Annotated in this window: 17 protein-coding genes; all 17 read right to left on the reverse strand. The window is 46.2% G+C overall.

Going from position 1 to position 15979, the window contains the following annotated elements:
- A partial coding sequence (locus JO375_RS18455) for a RicAFT regulatory complex protein RicA family protein (protein ID WP_229525840.1) occupies nt 1-418 on the reverse strand: 418 nt, incomplete at its 3' end.
- Nucleotides 419-500: 82 nt separating this feature from the next.
- On the reverse strand, nt 501-2054 hold the full coding sequence (gene miaB, locus JO375_RS18460) for a tRNA (N6-isopentenyl adenosine(37)-C2)-methylthiotransferase MiaB (RefSeq protein WP_229525841.1): 1554 nt from the start codon (nt 2052-2054) through the stop codon (nt 501-503).
- Nucleotides 2055-2358: 304 nt separating this feature from the next.
- The gene (gene pduL, locus JO375_RS18465; protein ID WP_229525842.1) at nt 2359-2931 is read right to left on the reverse strand and encodes a phosphate propanoyltransferase; all 573 of its coding nucleotides are present in this window, start codon (nt 2929-2931) and stop codon (nt 2359-2361) included.
- Nucleotides 2932-3088: 157 nt separating this feature from the next.
- Nucleotides 3089-4105, reverse strand: a complete 1017-nt coding sequence (locus JO375_RS18470; RefSeq protein WP_229525843.1) for a dipeptidase — start codon at nt 4103-4105, stop codon at nt 3089-3091.
- Nucleotides 4106-4199: 94 nt separating this feature from the next.
- Nucleotides 4200-4460, reverse strand: a complete 261-nt coding sequence (locus JO375_RS18475) for a stage V sporulation protein S (RefSeq protein WP_007430104.1) — start codon at nt 4458-4460, stop codon at nt 4200-4202.
- A gap of 129 nt (nt 4461-4589) precedes the next feature.
- Entirely contained in the window at nt 4590-5384 is a 795-nt protein-coding gene (locus JO375_RS18480; RefSeq protein ID WP_229526871.1) for a TIGR00282 family metallophosphoesterase, read from the reverse strand.
- A 75-nt stretch (nt 5385-5459) separates the two neighbouring features.
- Nucleotides 5460-7004 (reverse strand): ribonuclease Y, encoded by a 1545-nt coding sequence (gene rny, locus JO375_RS18485; RefSeq protein WP_229525844.1) that lies wholly within the window; start codon nt 7002-7004, stop codon nt 5460-5462.
- Between the two features lie 367 nt (nt 7005-7371).
- Nucleotides 7372-8121, reverse strand: coding sequence for a regulatory protein RecX (locus JO375_RS18490; RefSeq protein WP_229525845.1), 750 nt, complete (start codon nt 8119-8121; stop codon nt 7372-7374).
- Between the two features lie 221 nt (nt 8122-8342).
- A complete protein-coding gene (gene recA / locus JO375_RS18495; protein WP_322098757.1) occupies nt 8343-9404 on the reverse strand; it encodes a recombinase RecA in 1062 nt (353 codons plus the stop codon).
- Nucleotides 9405-9645: 241 nt separating this feature from the next.
- Complete coding sequence (locus JO375_RS18500) at nt 9646-10914, reverse strand: competence/damage-inducible protein A (protein WP_229525846.1); 1269 nt, start codon at nt 10912-10914, stop codon at nt 9646-9648.
- 94 nt (nt 10915-11008) lie between these two features.
- The gene (gene pgsA, locus JO375_RS18505) at nt 11009-11596 is read right to left on the reverse strand and encodes a CDP-diacylglycerol--glycerol-3-phosphate 3-phosphatidyltransferase (RefSeq protein WP_229525847.1); all 588 of its coding nucleotides are present in this window, start codon (nt 11594-11596) and stop codon (nt 11009-11011) included.
- Between the two features lie 208 nt (nt 11597-11804).
- Nucleotides 11805-12296, reverse strand: coding sequence for a YajQ family cyclic di-GMP-binding protein (locus JO375_RS18510; protein WP_229525848.1), 492 nt, complete (start codon nt 12294-12296; stop codon nt 11805-11807).
- 147 nt (nt 12297-12443) lie between these two features.
- Nucleotides 12444-12608, reverse strand: a complete 165-nt coding sequence (locus tag JO375_RS18515; RefSeq protein ID WP_229525849.1) for a hypothetical protein — start codon at nt 12606-12608, stop codon at nt 12444-12446.
- An 82-nt stretch (nt 12609-12690) separates the two neighbouring features.
- Nucleotides 12691-13803, reverse strand: coding sequence for a helix-turn-helix domain-containing protein (locus tag JO375_RS18520; protein ID WP_229525850.1), 1113 nt, complete (start codon nt 13801-13803; stop codon nt 12691-12693).
- Nucleotides 13804-13833: 30 nt separating this feature from the next.
- Complete coding sequence (locus JO375_RS18525; RefSeq protein WP_229525851.1) at nt 13834-14607, reverse strand: DUF3388 domain-containing protein; 774 nt, start codon at nt 14605-14607, stop codon at nt 13834-13836.
- Between the two features lie 233 nt (nt 14608-14840).
- The gene (locus JO375_RS18530; RefSeq protein ID WP_229525852.1) at nt 14841-15095 is read right to left on the reverse strand and encodes a DUF3243 domain-containing protein; all 255 of its coding nucleotides are present in this window, start codon (nt 15093-15095) and stop codon (nt 14841-14843) included.
- A 102-nt stretch (nt 15096-15197) separates the two neighbouring features.
- Nucleotides 15198-15965 carry an elongation factor P 5-aminopentanone reductase gene (ymfI, locus tag JO375_RS18535; protein WP_229525853.1) on the reverse strand — a complete coding sequence of 256 codons (768 nt, stop codon included), beginning with the start codon at nt 15963-15965 and terminating at the stop codon, nt 15198-15200.
- Nucleotides 15966-15979: the final 14 nt, after the last annotated feature.

A 15979-nucleotide genomic window follows, 5' to 3' on the forward strand; every position in this document is an offset into this window, starting at 1 on the left:
CCTCTTCGACATTCACCTTTTCAGCAACCGTATCTCGGATAGCCGTGATCACCATTTGCAGCAGCTCATTAATTTCCACCTGGCTTTGCTGAAACTCCGTTACAATCGGAATTCCGTCGAGCTCTTCCTGCAGTTCCTGAAGCTCGGCCTCGATTTGGGCGATCATTTTTTGATTCTTCAAGGATTCAAACGCTACAATTTCCTTTTGCTTTTTCTTCATCGCTGCAATCAGTTGCTGGATGCGCTGATGATTCCGAATCTTTTCTTCGGCTCTCCGAAAAATCTGCACTTCCCCACTGTTGCCCAAAATATCTGCCAGCTCTTTAGCTTTTGCCAATATCATATCGCGATTGACCAAATGATCATGCGGGCGCGCCGCTGATTGAAGTCCTGTTTCTTGCAACCGCTCCTCTGTCACTGTCCATCGCTCCTTTTTTCTTACTTGGACGGTATGCACGCGTTACTTGCACTCATTCGCATACAGCCGGTCAGAATATTTTTTATCCATTTACCGCAACTGCCGTTTGAACAAGCTCACCCTTGATGTAGAAGGTCATCGGCTCTGTAATTTTCACTTGGACAAATGAACCAATCAGATCCTTGGAGCCTTCAAAATGCACAAGCTTATTGGAACGGGTTCGTCCGGAAAGCACCTCGCTGTTATTTTTGCTTTCACCTTCCACCAATACCTCAACAACCTCGCCCTTCAGCCTGCTATTAAAGCGAAGACTGTTTTCATTCACGACTTGATTCAGGCGCTGAAGACGCTCTTTTTTGACTTCCATAGGTACATTATCCTCCATAGAAGCCGCTGGTGTACCTTCACGTGGTGAATAGATGAATGTGTAGGCGAAATCGTATCCGACTTCGCGCACAAGGGATAGTGTATCTTCAAACTGTTCGTCTGTCTCACCCGGAAAACCTACAATGATATCCGTTGTCAAAGAGACATTCGGAACAGCCGCTTTGATCTTCGCTGCCAGTTCTAGAACACGCTCACGAGTATATTTTCGGTTCATTTTCTTCAATATATCCGTATTACCTGATTGTACAGGCAGATGAATATGCTCCACCAGGTTGCCGCCCTTACCAAGCACCTCAACCAAATGGTCGTCAAAATCACGCGGATGTGATGTCGTAAAACGTACACGCGGGATGTTGATCTTGCGCATATCATCCATCAGATCTCCGAACCTGTAGTTCATATCCTTCAGATCCTTGCCGTAAGCATTGACATTCTGCCCCAGCAAGGTAATCTCTTTAAAGCCTTGACGAGCCAAATCCCGTACCTCGGCAATCACATCCTCAGGGCGGCGGCTTCTTTCCTTACCACGTGTAAAGGGGACGATGCAATAAGTGCAAAATTTATCACAACCGTACATGATATTGACCCAAGCCCGCATGCCTTCACGCTTCTTCGGCAGGTTTTCGATAATGTCGCCTTCCTTGGACCACACCTCAACCACCATTTCTTTACTAAAGAGTGCTTCCTTGATAAGTTGAGGCAAGCGGTGAATATTATGGGTTCCGAAAATCATATCGACAAAACCGTGTTTTTGCATAATCCGGTTAACGACATTCTCTTCCTGCGACATACAGCCACATACGCCAAGCAGCATACCCGGCTTTTCTGTTTTGAGATGCTTGAGATGACCCAACTCGCCAAACACCTTATCCTCTGCGTTTTCACGGATTGCACAGGTATTCAGGAGGATGATGTCTGCTTCCTTGCGATCCTCAGTTGCCCGGTAACCCATTTGCTCCAGCAAGCCTTTGATAGTTTCGGTATCATGCTCATTCATCTGGCAACCAAATGTATAAACGATATAATGTTTTCCTTCACCGATATGCTTTAGCTCGTCCGGAACTGCATTATCATATAATACTTGTACGTCTTCTTTACCGCGCTGCTTTTCTTTTCTATGGTTCGGCTCCGCCATAATATTGATTTCACGTCCGCGAATGCGGATTTTTTTGCTATGCTCATCTTGAGAAATAATCTTTGCATCCGAGAAATCAAAATATTTGGAGTAATCTTTTGTTTCCTTCGCCATTCCTTGGTCACTCCTTACACCATCTATTTCACGCCATCTGCGTTTTTGCTATATCCTTATGCACGGGTAAATTCTTTTACGCCTGTGTCCATTAAAATCCTTTGAAAAAGGCATTACACTAAATTATAGCATGATTTATACAGCATCGCCATAGATCAGCTGCAGACGTCAGATCGCTGCCGTGTGAACGCATAATCTTGTATGTATAAGTTAAGCTATATGGATTCTCATATGTAAAAAGCCCGACTCTCTTGGGTAAGAATCGGGCTCTCTAAGCCTAAGCTAACGGCATCAAATACGAATATTAGTCAACGATTTCAGCGCTGTCACCGTTTTTCACGCCGGCTGCGTTCGCTTCGTCCGTATCAATGTGCATATCCAGAGCAAAGGAATCAGATACACGTGCAATAACATTCTCAAATACAACACCACGTTCGCCGCCAACACGTACTTTCAGTAGCTGCTTGTCCTTAATATCCCATTTAGCAGCGTCGGATGTATGGAAATGAATATGGCGGGCAGCAACAATTACGCCCTCTTTCAGTTCCACTTCTCCGGCTGGTCCTTTTACCGTAATTCCTGGTGTACCTTCAATACTGCCAGATTCGCGCACAGGTGCTTTTACACCAATTGCAAAGGAATCTGTACTGGAGATTTCGAGCTGGGAAGCTGGGCGAGCTGGTCCTAAAATACGAACCTTATCAAATTGGCCCTTGGAGCCAATTACAGCTACCGTTTCATTTGCAGCAAATTGTCCTGGCTGAGACAAAGGTTTAAATTCAGTCAATTGATAGCCTGCTCCAAACAAAATTTCAATGTGCTCTTGAGTCAGGTGAATATGACGTGCGGAAACGCCGACAGGTACGATTTTATTCATCGTAAGGTCACTCCTTTTTCTCTATACAATACTTTACACACCTAGCTATTATACTCCTATTTCGCCAAGAAAGAAAAGGAAAGCGACACAAAGTTCCTATTTTCGCCGTATTTAGTCTAGCGTTTTGTTCTATATTTGTCGGCGGGAATCCAATCATTCAGGAAGAGCTTTTAGAGGGCAGATTAGTTTGCAAATAATGGAGCGCATTTTCTCCCAGCCAACCTTTGACCATCTCCTCAGAATAATGCTTTAATAGCAACTCTGCAAAAGCGGGATATTTCCCCGGGTGCTCCAATCCCTCTACATGATGTTCGATCCCGTCAAAATCGGAGCCGAACATCAAATGCCGTGCACCACCCAAGGCACAAATATGTTCAATATGCAGCAGCAGATCCTCCGCGGTCACCGTCCCCTGCTCCTTGATAAACATCGTAACGAAGGTCAGGCCAATCCGCCCGTTACGTGAGATCAGTGCACGAACCTGATCATCCTGCAGATTGCGCGGATGTGAGCATACGGTAAAAGCATTGGAATGCGAGGCAATGGGCGGTAAAGCTGCCTGCTCCAGCACCTCCCAAAACCCCCGTACAGACAAATGCGACACATCCAGCAGCAATCCCAGCTCATTACAGCGCTTGACCAACTCATGCCCTTTACGGGTCAGGCCGCCCCCTCTTTGTTCCATAATGCCATCGGCCGCCCAGTTTGCATAATTCCAGGTTAATCCCATTAACCGTATTCCCATGGCATAACACAATTCTGCATACAATGGATTCCCTTCGAGCGCGTCAGCCCCCTCCAATGAGAGCAAAGCCCAGGGCGAGCGGGTTTGATGCATCCCGCTACCATCCGTACGTGGCAGCTTATCTGGTGCTTCATCTTTATTTTCCAAGTCTTCCCGCCACAGCAATGGTCTGAGTCCACCTGAGGAAGAGAGGATATGCTGCCTGAACAGCTCAATTTGCCGAACTACATGCTCAAATCTTGGCGTACCCAATACCTGTGATATATATATTGCGAACGTTTGCAGCTGCACATGGCCTTCAAGCAAGCTCTCCTTTGTGACATCAAGCGAAAGATGACTGAAATCTACCTGCGAATTAAGCTGCATTTTACTCAATACATCACAATGAAAATCCACAACTGGCCGTTTTGCTTTTAGCTTATCGTTCATACCCTTACCTCCATTTATAACTTGAAGCAGTGGCAATCCGTAATGCAAAAAAACCCGTTTACGCATCGTAAACAGGCTCAGCAACTTCCATTTATTATCTTGGCTCTACAATCAATTTAATTGCAGTACGATCTTCTCCGTCAATAACAATGTCTGTAAAAGCAGGAATACAAATCAAATCCACTCCGCTTGGTGCGACAAATCCCCGGGCAATGGCAACCGCTTTAATGGCTTGGTTTAGTGCACCCGCTCCAATCGCCTGCAATTCTGCGTTCCCGCGCTCACGCAATACGCCTGCAAGGGCACCAGCAACTGAATTGGGATTGGATTTTGCTGATACTTTTAATACATCCATAGTAAGTACCTCCCCTGGGAATGATGATGGCTTGATTCCACTATTAGATGTTATTCGAGAATCAGCAAAAAATTCCTGCTTTTTGGTGGCCCTTTTCCTTATTGTTTCCTTAAATAGCTTGCAAAAAGGTTAATCCATCCGCCATTCATCTTCTTTAAGCCTGATTTTCTGAATTTTACGGGCTTTTCCATCGTGGTCATCCAGTTCTACACTGATGGCATGAAAGTGCCATTTGCCCATGTCTACTTGAAAACGCACCGGCAGCTGTGTCTTGAATTTCTGAAGCACAGCCTCTTTTTGCATACCGAGCACACCCTCATAGGGGCCTACCATTCCTGCATCTGTCTGATACGCCGTTCCTTGCGGCAAAATGGTATCATCATTACTTTGTACATGTGTATGTGTACCCACTACAATGGAAGCACGTCCATCCAAATGCCAGCCCATCGCGATTTTCTCCGAGGTTGCTTCGGCATGAAAATCGACCAGTATATGCTTATGTTTCTTGCGCAGCTCATCTACAATTTCATCTGCTGCACGGAAAGGGCAGTCAATTGCCGGTAAAAAGGTTCTGCCTTGCAAATTAACGATGGCCAGCTCTTTTCCTCCACCTTTTACAACGGTATATCCGCGTCCCGGCGTTCCAGGTGGAAAGTTAGCCGGACGTATAATACGCGGCTCGTCATCTATAAAATCAAATATTTCCTTATTGTCCCATGTATGGTTCCCCATCGTAATCCCATGAACGCCCCAATCAAAAAACTCTCTGGCGATGGTTGCGGTAATCCCTCTTCCCGCAGCCGCATTTTCTCCGTTAACAATAATAACGTGCGGGTTATATTTTGATTTTAACGAAGGCAGATTTTCCTTCAGTGCCTTTCTCCCTACGCTGCCGACGATGTCTCCAATAAATAATACGTTGATAAGAAGCCCTCCCTAGTCTGCCTTACATAATAAAAGTGGCCCTACAAGCAGCGGCCACTTTTCAATAAAATGCTTTTATTTTGCGTATTCTACCGCGCGGGTCTCGCGAATAACGGTAACCTTGATATGTCCAGGATAGTCTAGTTCATTTTCAATCGTTTTCGTAATATCGCGGGCCAGTCGGAATGCTTCCGCATCATCAATTTTCTCTGGCTGTACCATGACGCGAACTTCACGTCCGGCTTGAATCGCGTATGATTTTTCAACACCTTCAAAAGACTCGGATATGCGTTCCAGCTTCTCAAGACGACGGATATACGTCTCAAGCGTTTCACGCCGCGCTCCCGGTCTTGCGGCTGACAGAGCATCTGCTGCCCCGACCAGCATGGCGATCACTGAAGTCGCTTCGCAGTCGCCGTGATGTGAAGCAATGCTGTTGATGACGACCGGGTGTTCCTTGTATTTCTTCGCCAGTTCCACGCCAATTTCAACGTGTGATCCTTCCACTTCGTGATCCAGCGCCTTCCCGATGTCATGCAGCAATCCTGCCCGTCTTGCCAATACAACGTCCTCGCCCAGTTCTCCGGCCATCAGACCTGCCAAGTATGCAACTTCCATCGAGTGCTTTAAAACGTTTTGTCCGTAACTTGTACGGAACTTGAGCCGTCCCAAAATTTTGATTAGATCCGGATGCAGGCTATGCACGCCTACCTCAAAGGTGGCTTGCTCGCCATATTCGCGAATTCGTTCGTCCACTTCTTTACGGGATTTCTCAACCATCTCTTCAATACGAGCCGGATGTATCCGTCCGTCCGCTACGAGCTTCTCAAGCGCAGTACGCGCAATCTCTCTACGAATCGGATCAAATCCGGACAAAATAACAGCTTCCGGCGTATCATCAATAATGAGATCAATTCCCGTAAGGGTTTCAAGCGCACGGATATTGCGGCCTTCACGCCCAATAATCCGCCCTTTCATTTCTTCGTTCGGCAACGTGACAACAGAAACCGTCGTTTCTGCTACATGGTCTGCCGCACAGCGTTGGATGGCCAGTGTGATGATCTCGCGAGACTTTTTGTCTGCCTCTTCTTTGGCCTGCTGCTCAATTTCCTTAATCATCTGAGCTGTTTCGTGGCGAACCTCCTGCTCGACGTTGGTCAAAATAATGCTCCTTGCATCCTCCATCGTCAGGTTGGATATACGCTCCAGCTCAGTAACCTGGCTCTTGTAAATCAACTCAATTTGCTGTTGGGTTTCATCGATTCGTTTCTCTTTGTTAACCACTTGTTCTTCTTTGCGTTCCAGCGATTCCAATTTTTTATCCAGCGATTCTTCTTTTTGCAGCAATCTTCGTTCTTGTCGTTGAATTTCATTACGACGTTCACGAGTTTCTTTTTCAGCTTCGGCACGAATGCGGTGAATTTCATCTTTCGCTTCCAATACCGTTTCCTTCTTCAGTGCTTCCGCTTCTTTTTTCGCGTTCTCCACGATTTGCGCAGCAGCTTCTTCCGCACTGGAGATTTTAGCTTCTGCAATAGATTTGCGAATAAAATAACCAACCCCGAACCCAAAGAATAACGCGGCTACAGCAACGAGAACGAACCAGATCGCAGTCACCATACTGTTCACCTCCCCGTTGGTTCCTCCAAGGCATTCCTTGGGACTTTTTTCATTTGTCATTTACTTTAATCGTCAAACTAAGATAACGACACAAGGTCGCTGCATTTCATATGCACATGCTTTCACATGTACAATTCCGCCTAGCATAGCGGCATCACTTGTTATTTGGCGATGAGAACTTACTGTGGATTCCGCTTTTTTGGAAGGAAAAAGGGCATTCCACAAGTATCGTTTCATGTATATTTTATTATTTGACAAATGGCATTGTCAAGGGAATGCAAACTTTAGTAGACTACCATGCAGTTTCCATGAATAACCTGCCCGGGTCCGATCATCCCCAATGAATGGCCGACCGTGAACAACCATTTTATTCATCCCACTGCGATAACTCATCGTCATCATAAGCTCCGTTTTGCTCGGCCGCAGTGAGATGATTAACCACTCGGCGTGTCATATCATTCGAGTATCCGCGTCTCATCAGAAAAGGATACGTTTTCCTTTTTTTCTCTGTCACGTCACCACGTACTTGCTTCCACTTCTTACGTCCGATAACCAACGCGCTCTCCCATTCCTCGTTATCGGTGATCTCTCCTAAAGCTTCCCCGATAGAGGCTTTAGAGATGCCCTTTTGACGAAGCTCCTGCCTGACCCACACTTTCCCCCTACGTTGGCCCGTTACACGCTGTCTCGCCCACTGGCGTGCGTACAAATCATCATCTACGAGCCGTTCGCTTTCGAGTCGCATCAACACTTCATCTATCACAGCCTGATCCAGTTCCTTTTGCACTAATCGCTGCGCTATTTCCTGGCGTGTACGCGGCTTTCGCCCCAAATAGTAGAGCGCATACACATACCCCTGCTGCTTTTCATCTGCCAGAACGACGGCTTCCAATTCCGCTTTGTCGAACGACGTTCCTTTGAACATATTGTACTTGATCATTACATCTTCCAAGACAGACAGTGAATACGGGCCAAAATGAATGATGTATCTTCCGCGTTTGCGCCCCTGTCCCTGCTCCACTTTTGTAATCACTAATTCTTCATGATCCGGGAAGTGAGAAATCCCTTGCTGCTTATTTTCTTCCGAGGCATATTCTTCTTCATTATGGAATTGCAATGTGCTTCCCCTCACTTTGAAAATTCACGAAAGCAAGCTGAGAACGCCTGCTGCGCAATAGTTGGATTCCGCTGAAAAGTTGTGCGATAAAGTCATGTACGATGCAAAAAAGGCCCTGCACAACCGTGCAGGGCATCAGAATTATGCTATTCAAACGTAATATGCGATATACCTCTGACCCCAGTCTACATCCCAGAGCAGAAGAAGAGATTCAGTCAAGCTTATTCGAGCTCCAGCAATTCCTGTTCTTCCTTGGCTTCCTGAGCCAACTGTTCTTCTGTCGGTGGAGCTACTGTCGTAATTAAATTGCTGGCCAATCGAATTTTCTGCTCGATTGTAACAGCAATGTTCGGATTTTCCTTTAAAAATTGCTTCGCGTTTTCCCGTCCCTGACCAAGGCGCTCACCTTCGTAGGAATACCAGGCTCCACTCTTGTCGACAATGTCATGCTCCGTACCGATGTCGATCAAGCTGCCTTCTTTGGAAATGCCCTCACCGTACATAATATCCACTTCAGCTTGACGGAAAGGAGGAGCCACTTTATTCTTCACGACTTTAATGCGGGTACGGTTCCCTACAATGTCGTTCCCCATTTTCAAACTTTCAACACGGCGAACATCCAAGCGTACTGTAGAGTAAAACTTCAATGCACGCCCACCTGGTGTTGTTTCGGGGTTCCCGAACATAACACCTACCTTTTCACGCAACTGGTTAATAAAGATAGCGATAGTTTTCGATTTATTAATCGCACCAGACAGCTTGCGCAATGCCTGTGACATCAAACGCGCTTGAAGGCCGACATGGGAATCCCCCATTTCACCTTCAATCTCTGCCTTCGGTACAAGTGCTGCGACAGAGTCAATGACGATAATGTCTACTGCTCCACTACGTACGAGAGCTTCAGCAATCTCAAGTGCCTGTTCTCCTGTATCTGGTTGCGATAGCAACAACTCATCGATATTGACACCCAGCTTGCTCGCATACGATGGATCAAGTGCATGCTCGGCATCGATAAAGGCAGCCTGTCCGCCTGTTTTTTGCACCTCTGCGATAGCATGAAGAGCTACTGTCGTTTTACCGGATGATTCCGGTCCATAAACTTCAACAATCCGGCCTCTTGGAAAGCCGCCCGTTCCTAATGCAATATCCAAAGCAATTGAACCACTGGGAATTGTTTCCACCTGCATATGTGTAGACTCACCCAGCTTCATGATAGAACCTTTACCGAATTGCTTTTCTATTTGACGGAGCGCCATATCCAGCGCAGCACGACGATCTGACAATAAACTCACATCCTTTATTGTTTGTACTTTAATAATACCTTGTTTTAACACACTTGCCAAGCATTTTTTCGAACATACATTCGTTTTTTTAACCCAGTCACTTCTCTTCTATAATTACATCAGCCTCTTAAAATAAAAAAAGAACCGAAGGCAAAAGGCTTTGCAACGGTTCTTCCGATGATATGATTATATCATGAATGCTCTATCAAAAACAACTCTGCGATTCGTTCCCTCTGCATACTCAGGAAAGCTTCTCGTTTTCCACCACCTGGCGCCACAATCTGTATAAGATTGCTTTGACAGAGCGCAGACGGATCGTTTCACGGTTTCCGCTCAGCTTCAGCTCGTAGATTTCCGTCTCCTTGTCGCGTTCAGCAATACCGATGTATACCAAGCCAACAGGCTTGCGTTCGGAAAATCCGGGTCCGGCCACACCTGTAACGGAAAGACCGAAGTCGCTGTCCATAACCATTCTGACCTGCTCAGCAAGGACAAGAGCCACTTCCTTACTCACTGCACCGGGCGCCTGATCCCCTTCCAGATAATCCCGGGGAACATTAAGCAGCTTCATCTTCATTTCGTTGGAATAACACACAATGCCACCTTGGAACATAGCAGAGCTACCCGGTACGGAAGTAATGTGCTCCATCAGCATCCCGCCTGTACAGCTTTCCGCCGCACTGACAGTTAGTCCGCGTTTGGACATAAGGTCCACAATAACCTCCTCCAGCGTAACATCCTCGCTTGCATACATATACTCGGAAAGACGCTGCTGAATTTCCGCCTCCGTAGCTGCCAGCTTGATTAATGCTTCGCTTTCACTGGCCGCCTTGGTAGATATGCGGATCGCGACTTCCCCTTCCTTGGCATAAGGAGCAATCGTCGGGTCTGTCTGGGATTGAATCAGATCAAGGAGCCGGGTTTCAAGCGCAGACTCACCAATCCCTGCAAATTTTAGCATTTTCGAGTAAATCGCCAATTCTTTGCCACCCAGTGCCTGCTGCAGCAGCCAAGACTTTGCTTGATTTTCAAACATCGGTTTAAGCTCTTTGGGCGGCCCGGGCAAAACTACATAAAACTTGCCATCCTGCGCAATGGCGTCTCCTATAGCCAATCCTGTCTCATTTTCCAGCGGGGTCGCCCCTTCAATCGAAAGAGCCTGACGACGGTTGTTCTCGGTCATTTCTACCCCGCGGTTACGGAAAAATTGTTCGAGCTTGTCCATCGCAAGACGATTCAGGTGCAATTCGCGCCCCAATACAGCAGCTATCGCATCCTTCGTCAAATCATCCTGAGTCGGCCCCAAACCACCGGAAAACAAAATAATATCTGCACGCTTCTGAGCCAATCGCACCGCTTCCTGAAGCCGATCCATGTTATCGCCAACTACAGTCTGAAAATATACATCAATTCCGATTGCAGCCAACTCTTGTGACAGGTATTGAGCATTGGTATTCACGATTTGTCCTAGCAATAATTCTGTCCCTACTGCGATGATTTCAGCCTTCATTGTCTTTTCCTCCTGTACTGCGAATGTGGTTGGAATGATGTAAAGAAACAGCAATAAGTTCCGCCCTATTGCTGTTTCCATAGAATGTATCCTGTTAAACTTTGGAGGAACTCAGCAAATGAATATTCTTCACAAAGTAGTCTATACCCGAATAAATGGTAACCAATGCAGCCGTCCACACCACGATCAAGTCGAACGGAATACCCAGAAAAACAAACGGGAAATTATTAATGAGCAGTGCTACAATGGCAACAATCTGAATGATTGTCTTTAATTTGCCCCAATTGCTTGCTGCGACCACCGAGCCGTCCAGTAAGGCAATCTGACGCAGACCCGTCACTGCAAACTCGCGGCTGACAATCACTACGACGATCCACGAATCAATCTTGCCCATTTCCACCAAAGAAACCAAAATAGCGGTTACCAAAAGCTTATCAGCAAGGGGGTCCAACAGCTTGCCCAAATTGGTGACCATATTATTTTTACGGGCCAAGTACCCGTCAAGACCGTCCGTGCTGGCTGCAATGAGGAAAATGATAGCCGCGACCAGCTGATTGTACGGCAGCTCGAAAGCTCCAATCTCAATCGGTGGCGGATAAAAATCAAAATTCACCAGCAAAGCCAGCATCATCACCGGAATAAGGCAAATCCGCGTAATTGTAATTCTGTTGGGTAAATTCACAACACACTCTCCCCTGATTATCGTACTTGATTGCAACTGGCAGTTCCCGGATTGATTTCAATCCTATGTAAATCGCTTCTGACGAGCGCTACACCTGAATTGTCTGCATTTTCGTTACAAGTATAATATGGTGCAAAACGCATGTCAAAATAACCTGCCCACATCAAGCAACGCTTTATTCCTATACCATGCAAAAGGGAAAACGGCTTTATTTCATGTTCGTAAATTGGAGCTCCAGTGGCAAATCCGCTTTACGCAGCAGTTGAATGATGGCTTGCAAATCATCCCTGCTTTTTCCGGTCACGCGAATTTGATCACCTTGAATTTGACTTTTAACTTTTAACTTGGAGTCCCGAATCAGAATGTTGATTTTTTTGGCATTATCCTGATCAATTCCCTGCTTAAGCGTAAGACGCTGGCGTACTGTACCCATAGAGGCTGGTTCCAGCTTACCAAATTCCACATTTTTTAGAGACAATCCCCGCTTGACCATTTTAGATTGTAAAATATCAATCACCGCATTCAGCTTGTATTCGTCTTCCGATGCAATTGTAAGCGCATCTTTCTCAAGCTTCAGGCTACTTTTACTCCCCTTAAAATCAAACCGTGTTTCAATTTCACGCTCCGTCTGATGAACTGCATTCGTTAACTCCTGCATATCCATTTTGGAGACGATATCAAATGAATTTTCCGAAGCCATCGTTTCACTTCCCTTTCCACAACAAAGTTCAATAACTAATTATAGGCTAGTCATTTACAAAAATCCAATAATCCGTTCATTAAAAAGGCGTTCCTGCCGGTTTCCCTGACAAAAACGCCTTTATTTCAATTTCTAGATTCTACATGTCTAATTGTAGGTACGGGTTGAAGTCCGAAACATATCCAAAACTCCAAGCAAAATGTGAGCGAGACCAAAACCAAGTATGCCATAGCCCCAAGCGCTCGGTGTCAGATAATAGCCAAGCAGACTAACAATGATTCCGAGTCCGGTCACGATCCAGCTAACGGTCATAACATATACACCTCACTTTGCGGAAATAAAATGACTGACCATCCAAGAATTACAGTCATATTATCTACTCGCATGCAGGTGTTTATTCGCCGGTCGTAGTTGTAGAGTCTGTACCGCTTTGAGCTGAGTTCGTATTACTACCTGTCGTCGTATCCGCGGGTGAACCCGTCACCCCGGCACTCGTCCCGGTAGAGGAAGCTTCTCCTGGCTGAATCAGTACGCGAGTCGTTGATTTGTTATCGGTTATCGGCTGACCAGCTACGGAAATATCTGTAGCAGAAGATCGTCCTGATTTGATATATAAGCCTTCCGGACCAATATCAAACGACATGGCGTCTCCGCTTTTAGTCATACCATAGCTCAGCTTTTCACCACGGGAGTTTTGTCCCTTGTATACTTCAAGCCAGCTTTCACCCGTTGCTTTAATATCAACCTTGACCGTAGCCCCGGTTGCACTGGAGACCTTGAAAATCGTCGTTTTGCCTTGCTTGCCGTCCTGTACCACAGTTACACCTTGTTGTGGTGCAGCCGTATCGGGCTGCTGGCCAGTCCCTGGTGAAGTTCCATCGGGAATACCTGTTCCTGTCCCCCCTGGCTGAGTCTGTCCCGTTTGTCCTGCATCAGGGGTCTGCCCGCCACCACCATTAGGAGCCGTCGTTTGGGCGCTATTATCCGGTTGAGCTGGTGTTGTGGTCCCTGGTTGCGTCGTAGTTCCACCTTTTGCAGTATCAGGGGTAGATGACGAGTCTGGTGCTGTGCTTGGTGTTGTCATCGGTGTTGTGTCTTCTGCTGTTTTAGGAGCTGAATGATTGTTGCTTACCCAGTAAGCATAAATAACCCCAACAATAAGAACTAGAAAAAGCCACATTAACGCAGTAGGCAACCATTTAAGATTCCCTATTGTAGCGGGACGGCTGGAACGTTTCTGTGTGACAGGCTCCATAATCGCCTCCGGTTCAGGTTCAGGCACATTGCTATGATGTCCCTCCAGAATCTCATCGGGGTTCAAACCAACCGTTTCGGCGTACGTTTTAATAAAAGCTTTGACATAAAAGCTTCCCGGCAGCACTTTGTAATCGCCTGTCTCAATGGCTTCCAAATAACGTTTACGTATCTTCGTCATTTCCTGAACATCGTCAAGGCTCAATCCTTTTTGCAGCCGGGCCTCCTTTAATTGCTGACCCAGTTCTGGCATGTCATCATCTCCTTGTGTGATTACGCTTATTTAAAGATCTTCAGTATAACTGGCTGTAAAGGTATCATAGATAATTTCCTCAGCCGGATTATTGCGAAGCTCAATAATAATATTGAAATCATCATAGCTGTATCCCGATTCACGCACAAATACATCAGGATGCTCAATTACTTTGGTGCTCGGCATGCTCATAATTTCCTGCAGCAAATGATAATGTCTTTCATTAGAGCGAATTGTACTCACAATCCCGTCAATAATAAACACATTGTTGGGGTTCATTTCTTCTTCTGAAAGCTGACTGCGCACCGTCTGCCGCAAAAGTGTCGAGGATACAAAGGTCCAGCGCTTCATGGCACACACGCTGCTGGCAATAATGGATTCGGTTTTACCTACACGCGGCATTCCGCGAAGACCAATGATCTGATTACCATCCCTTTTTAATACTTCACCCAAAAAATCGACCAGCAACCCAAGCTCATCCCGTGTAAAACGGAATGTTTTACGATCATCCGAATCCCGGTCAATGTAACGGCCATGTCTTACCGCCAATATATCGACCAGTCTCGGAGCACGCAGGGCCGTGACAGTAATGTTGCTGGCTTTTTTTAACGTATCGCCGAGAATACGTATTTTCTCATCGTCGTCCGTCTCCAGCAGCATCCCCCGTCTTTCACCTTCAACACCGTTGATCGTTAATATATTAACCCCCAGAACACCAAGCATGGAAGCAATGTCCCCTAGCAGTCCAGGTCGATTTTTATGTATCTTGTACTCCATGTACCACTGTTTTGTTTCCTCTGTCACGTCAGCACCTCATTCACATTCAAAACCACCAGAAATACCAAATCAAAGCATTATTGTATCATAAAATACCAGCATACGACAAAAGCCAATTATTGAGAGCCTGAAAGTTCTTGTTGATGATTGTATGTCTCAATCACGTTTATGATATATAAATTACAATGGAATTACAAGAACAGCTCTGTAACCATTACAGAAAAGCCCCACAAAAGGGGGCTTTTCTTGTAAATTCCTGCTTATACGTTGCTTTTGGCTAATTTGACCATTAACCGGGCGATGGTGTGACGCTCACTTTCATCGGCAACTTCCCACAGTTCTTTCAGAGCGCGGTTAGAATGGTTGGCTGGATCGACTTTCTCATCCAGAAAATCGCCGATTTCATAAGCAAGCTCGGCAATGGTATCCTGACTGATTCCCAGTTTCTCCGCTTGCTCTACACGCTGCCCGAGGAACTTTTTCCAAACATCAAAATCCTTGACAACTGTTGACATGCTTAAATCCTCCTTAGATGATTCAGATTTAAAATCAACAATTGTAATATTCTCTTCTCAGACGCTTACTATACTGGTGGATTCGTCCAAGCGCTATCTTCCTCAGGTCACCCATCCTCCATTGGGACTTATGACCTGCCCATTAATATAACCTGACTCAGGAAGCGCAAGAAAATAGACCAAGGAGGAAATTTCATCAGGTCGGGCCAACCGCCCGGCAGGGATTTCCTCTTGCAGACTGGTAATTTCCCCCTCATCCAAATGATCGAGCATCGATGTATCCACTGCACCCGGAGCCACAGCATTCACCGTCACACCGGACGGTGCAACCTCTTGAGCCAGCGCCTTAGTAAAAGCGTTAATGCCTCCTTTGGTGGTGGAATACAGCACCTCACATGAGGCGCCACATATGCCCCACACGGATGAAACATTTATAATGCGGCCATAGCGCTGAGAAATCATATGCGGCATAAAAGCCTGCGAGCACAAAAAGGTTCCTTTCACATTAACGGCCATCACATCGTCCCATTCCTCTTCGGAAACATCCGACAGCAGTCCATAATGCGATAATCCGGCATTATTCACAAGAATGTCCGGCTTCATTCCGTGATTTTCAAGCTTTTCCCGCATACGTTCAATCTGCTCCTTGCTGCGCAGATCTGCTGACACTGTCATCACCTTGCCCGAATAAACCATACAACGGCGGGCAACCTCATTCGCTTTTTCATGGGATTTCATGTAGTGGATGACCACATTCATTCCTACAGATGCAAATCGCTCGGCAATTGCCGCCCCAATTCCCCCGCTTGCACCTGTAATTAGCACGGTCATGTCGCCAATAGCTTTTAAAGCTCCGTCCCTGGTACTCATCGGTTCCCTCTCCC

This window comes from Paenibacillus farraposensis (assembly GCF_020736845.1).
Classification (GTDB): Bacteria; Bacillota; Bacilli; order Paenibacillales; family Paenibacillaceae; genus Paenibacillus; species Paenibacillus farraposensis.

Bases quoted from the DNA above. Each gene is read 5' to 3' on its own strand.
- JO375_RS18500 (WP_229525846.1), bottom strand. From the start codon at position 10,914: ATGAAGGCTGAAATCATCGCAGTAGGGACAGAATTATTGCTAGGACAA.
- JO375_RS18530 (WP_229525852.1), bottom strand. From the start codon at position 15,095: ATGTCAACAGTTGTCAAGGATTTTGATGTTTGGAAAAAGTTCCTCGGG.
- JO375_RS18510 (WP_229525848.1), bottom strand. From the start codon at position 12,296: ATGGCTTCGGAAAATTCATTTGATATCGTCTCCAAAATGGATATGCAG.
- pduL (WP_229525842.1), bottom strand. From the start codon at position 2,931: ATGAATAAAATCGTACCTGTCGGCGTTTCCGCACGTCATATTCACCTG.
- JO375_RS18520 (WP_229525850.1), bottom strand. From the start codon at position 13,803: ATGCCAGAACTGGGTCAGCAATTAAAGGAGGCCCGGCTGCAAAAAGGA.
- rny (WP_229525844.1), bottom strand. From the start codon at position 7,004: ATGGTGACTGCGATCTGGTTCGTTCTCGTTGCTGTAGCCGCGTTATTC.
- JO375_RS18470 (WP_229525843.1), bottom strand. From the start codon at position 4,105: ATGAACGATAAGCTAAAAGCAAAACGGCCAGTTGTGGATTTTCATTGT.
- JO375_RS18475 (WP_007430104.1), bottom strand. From the start codon at position 4,460: ATGGATGTATTAAAAGTATCAGCAAAATCCAATCCCAATTCAGTTGCT.
- miaB (WP_229525841.1), bottom strand. From the start codon at position 2,054: ATGGCGAAGGAAACAAAAGATTACTCCAAATATTTTGATTTCTCGGAT.
- ymfI (WP_229525853.1), bottom strand. From the start codon at position 15,965: ATGAGTACCAGGGACGGAGCTTTAAAAGCTATTGGCGACATGACCGTG.
- JO375_RS18515 (WP_229525849.1), bottom strand. From the start codon at position 12,608: ATGACCGTTAGCTGGATCGTGACCGGACTCGGAATCATTGTTAGTCTG.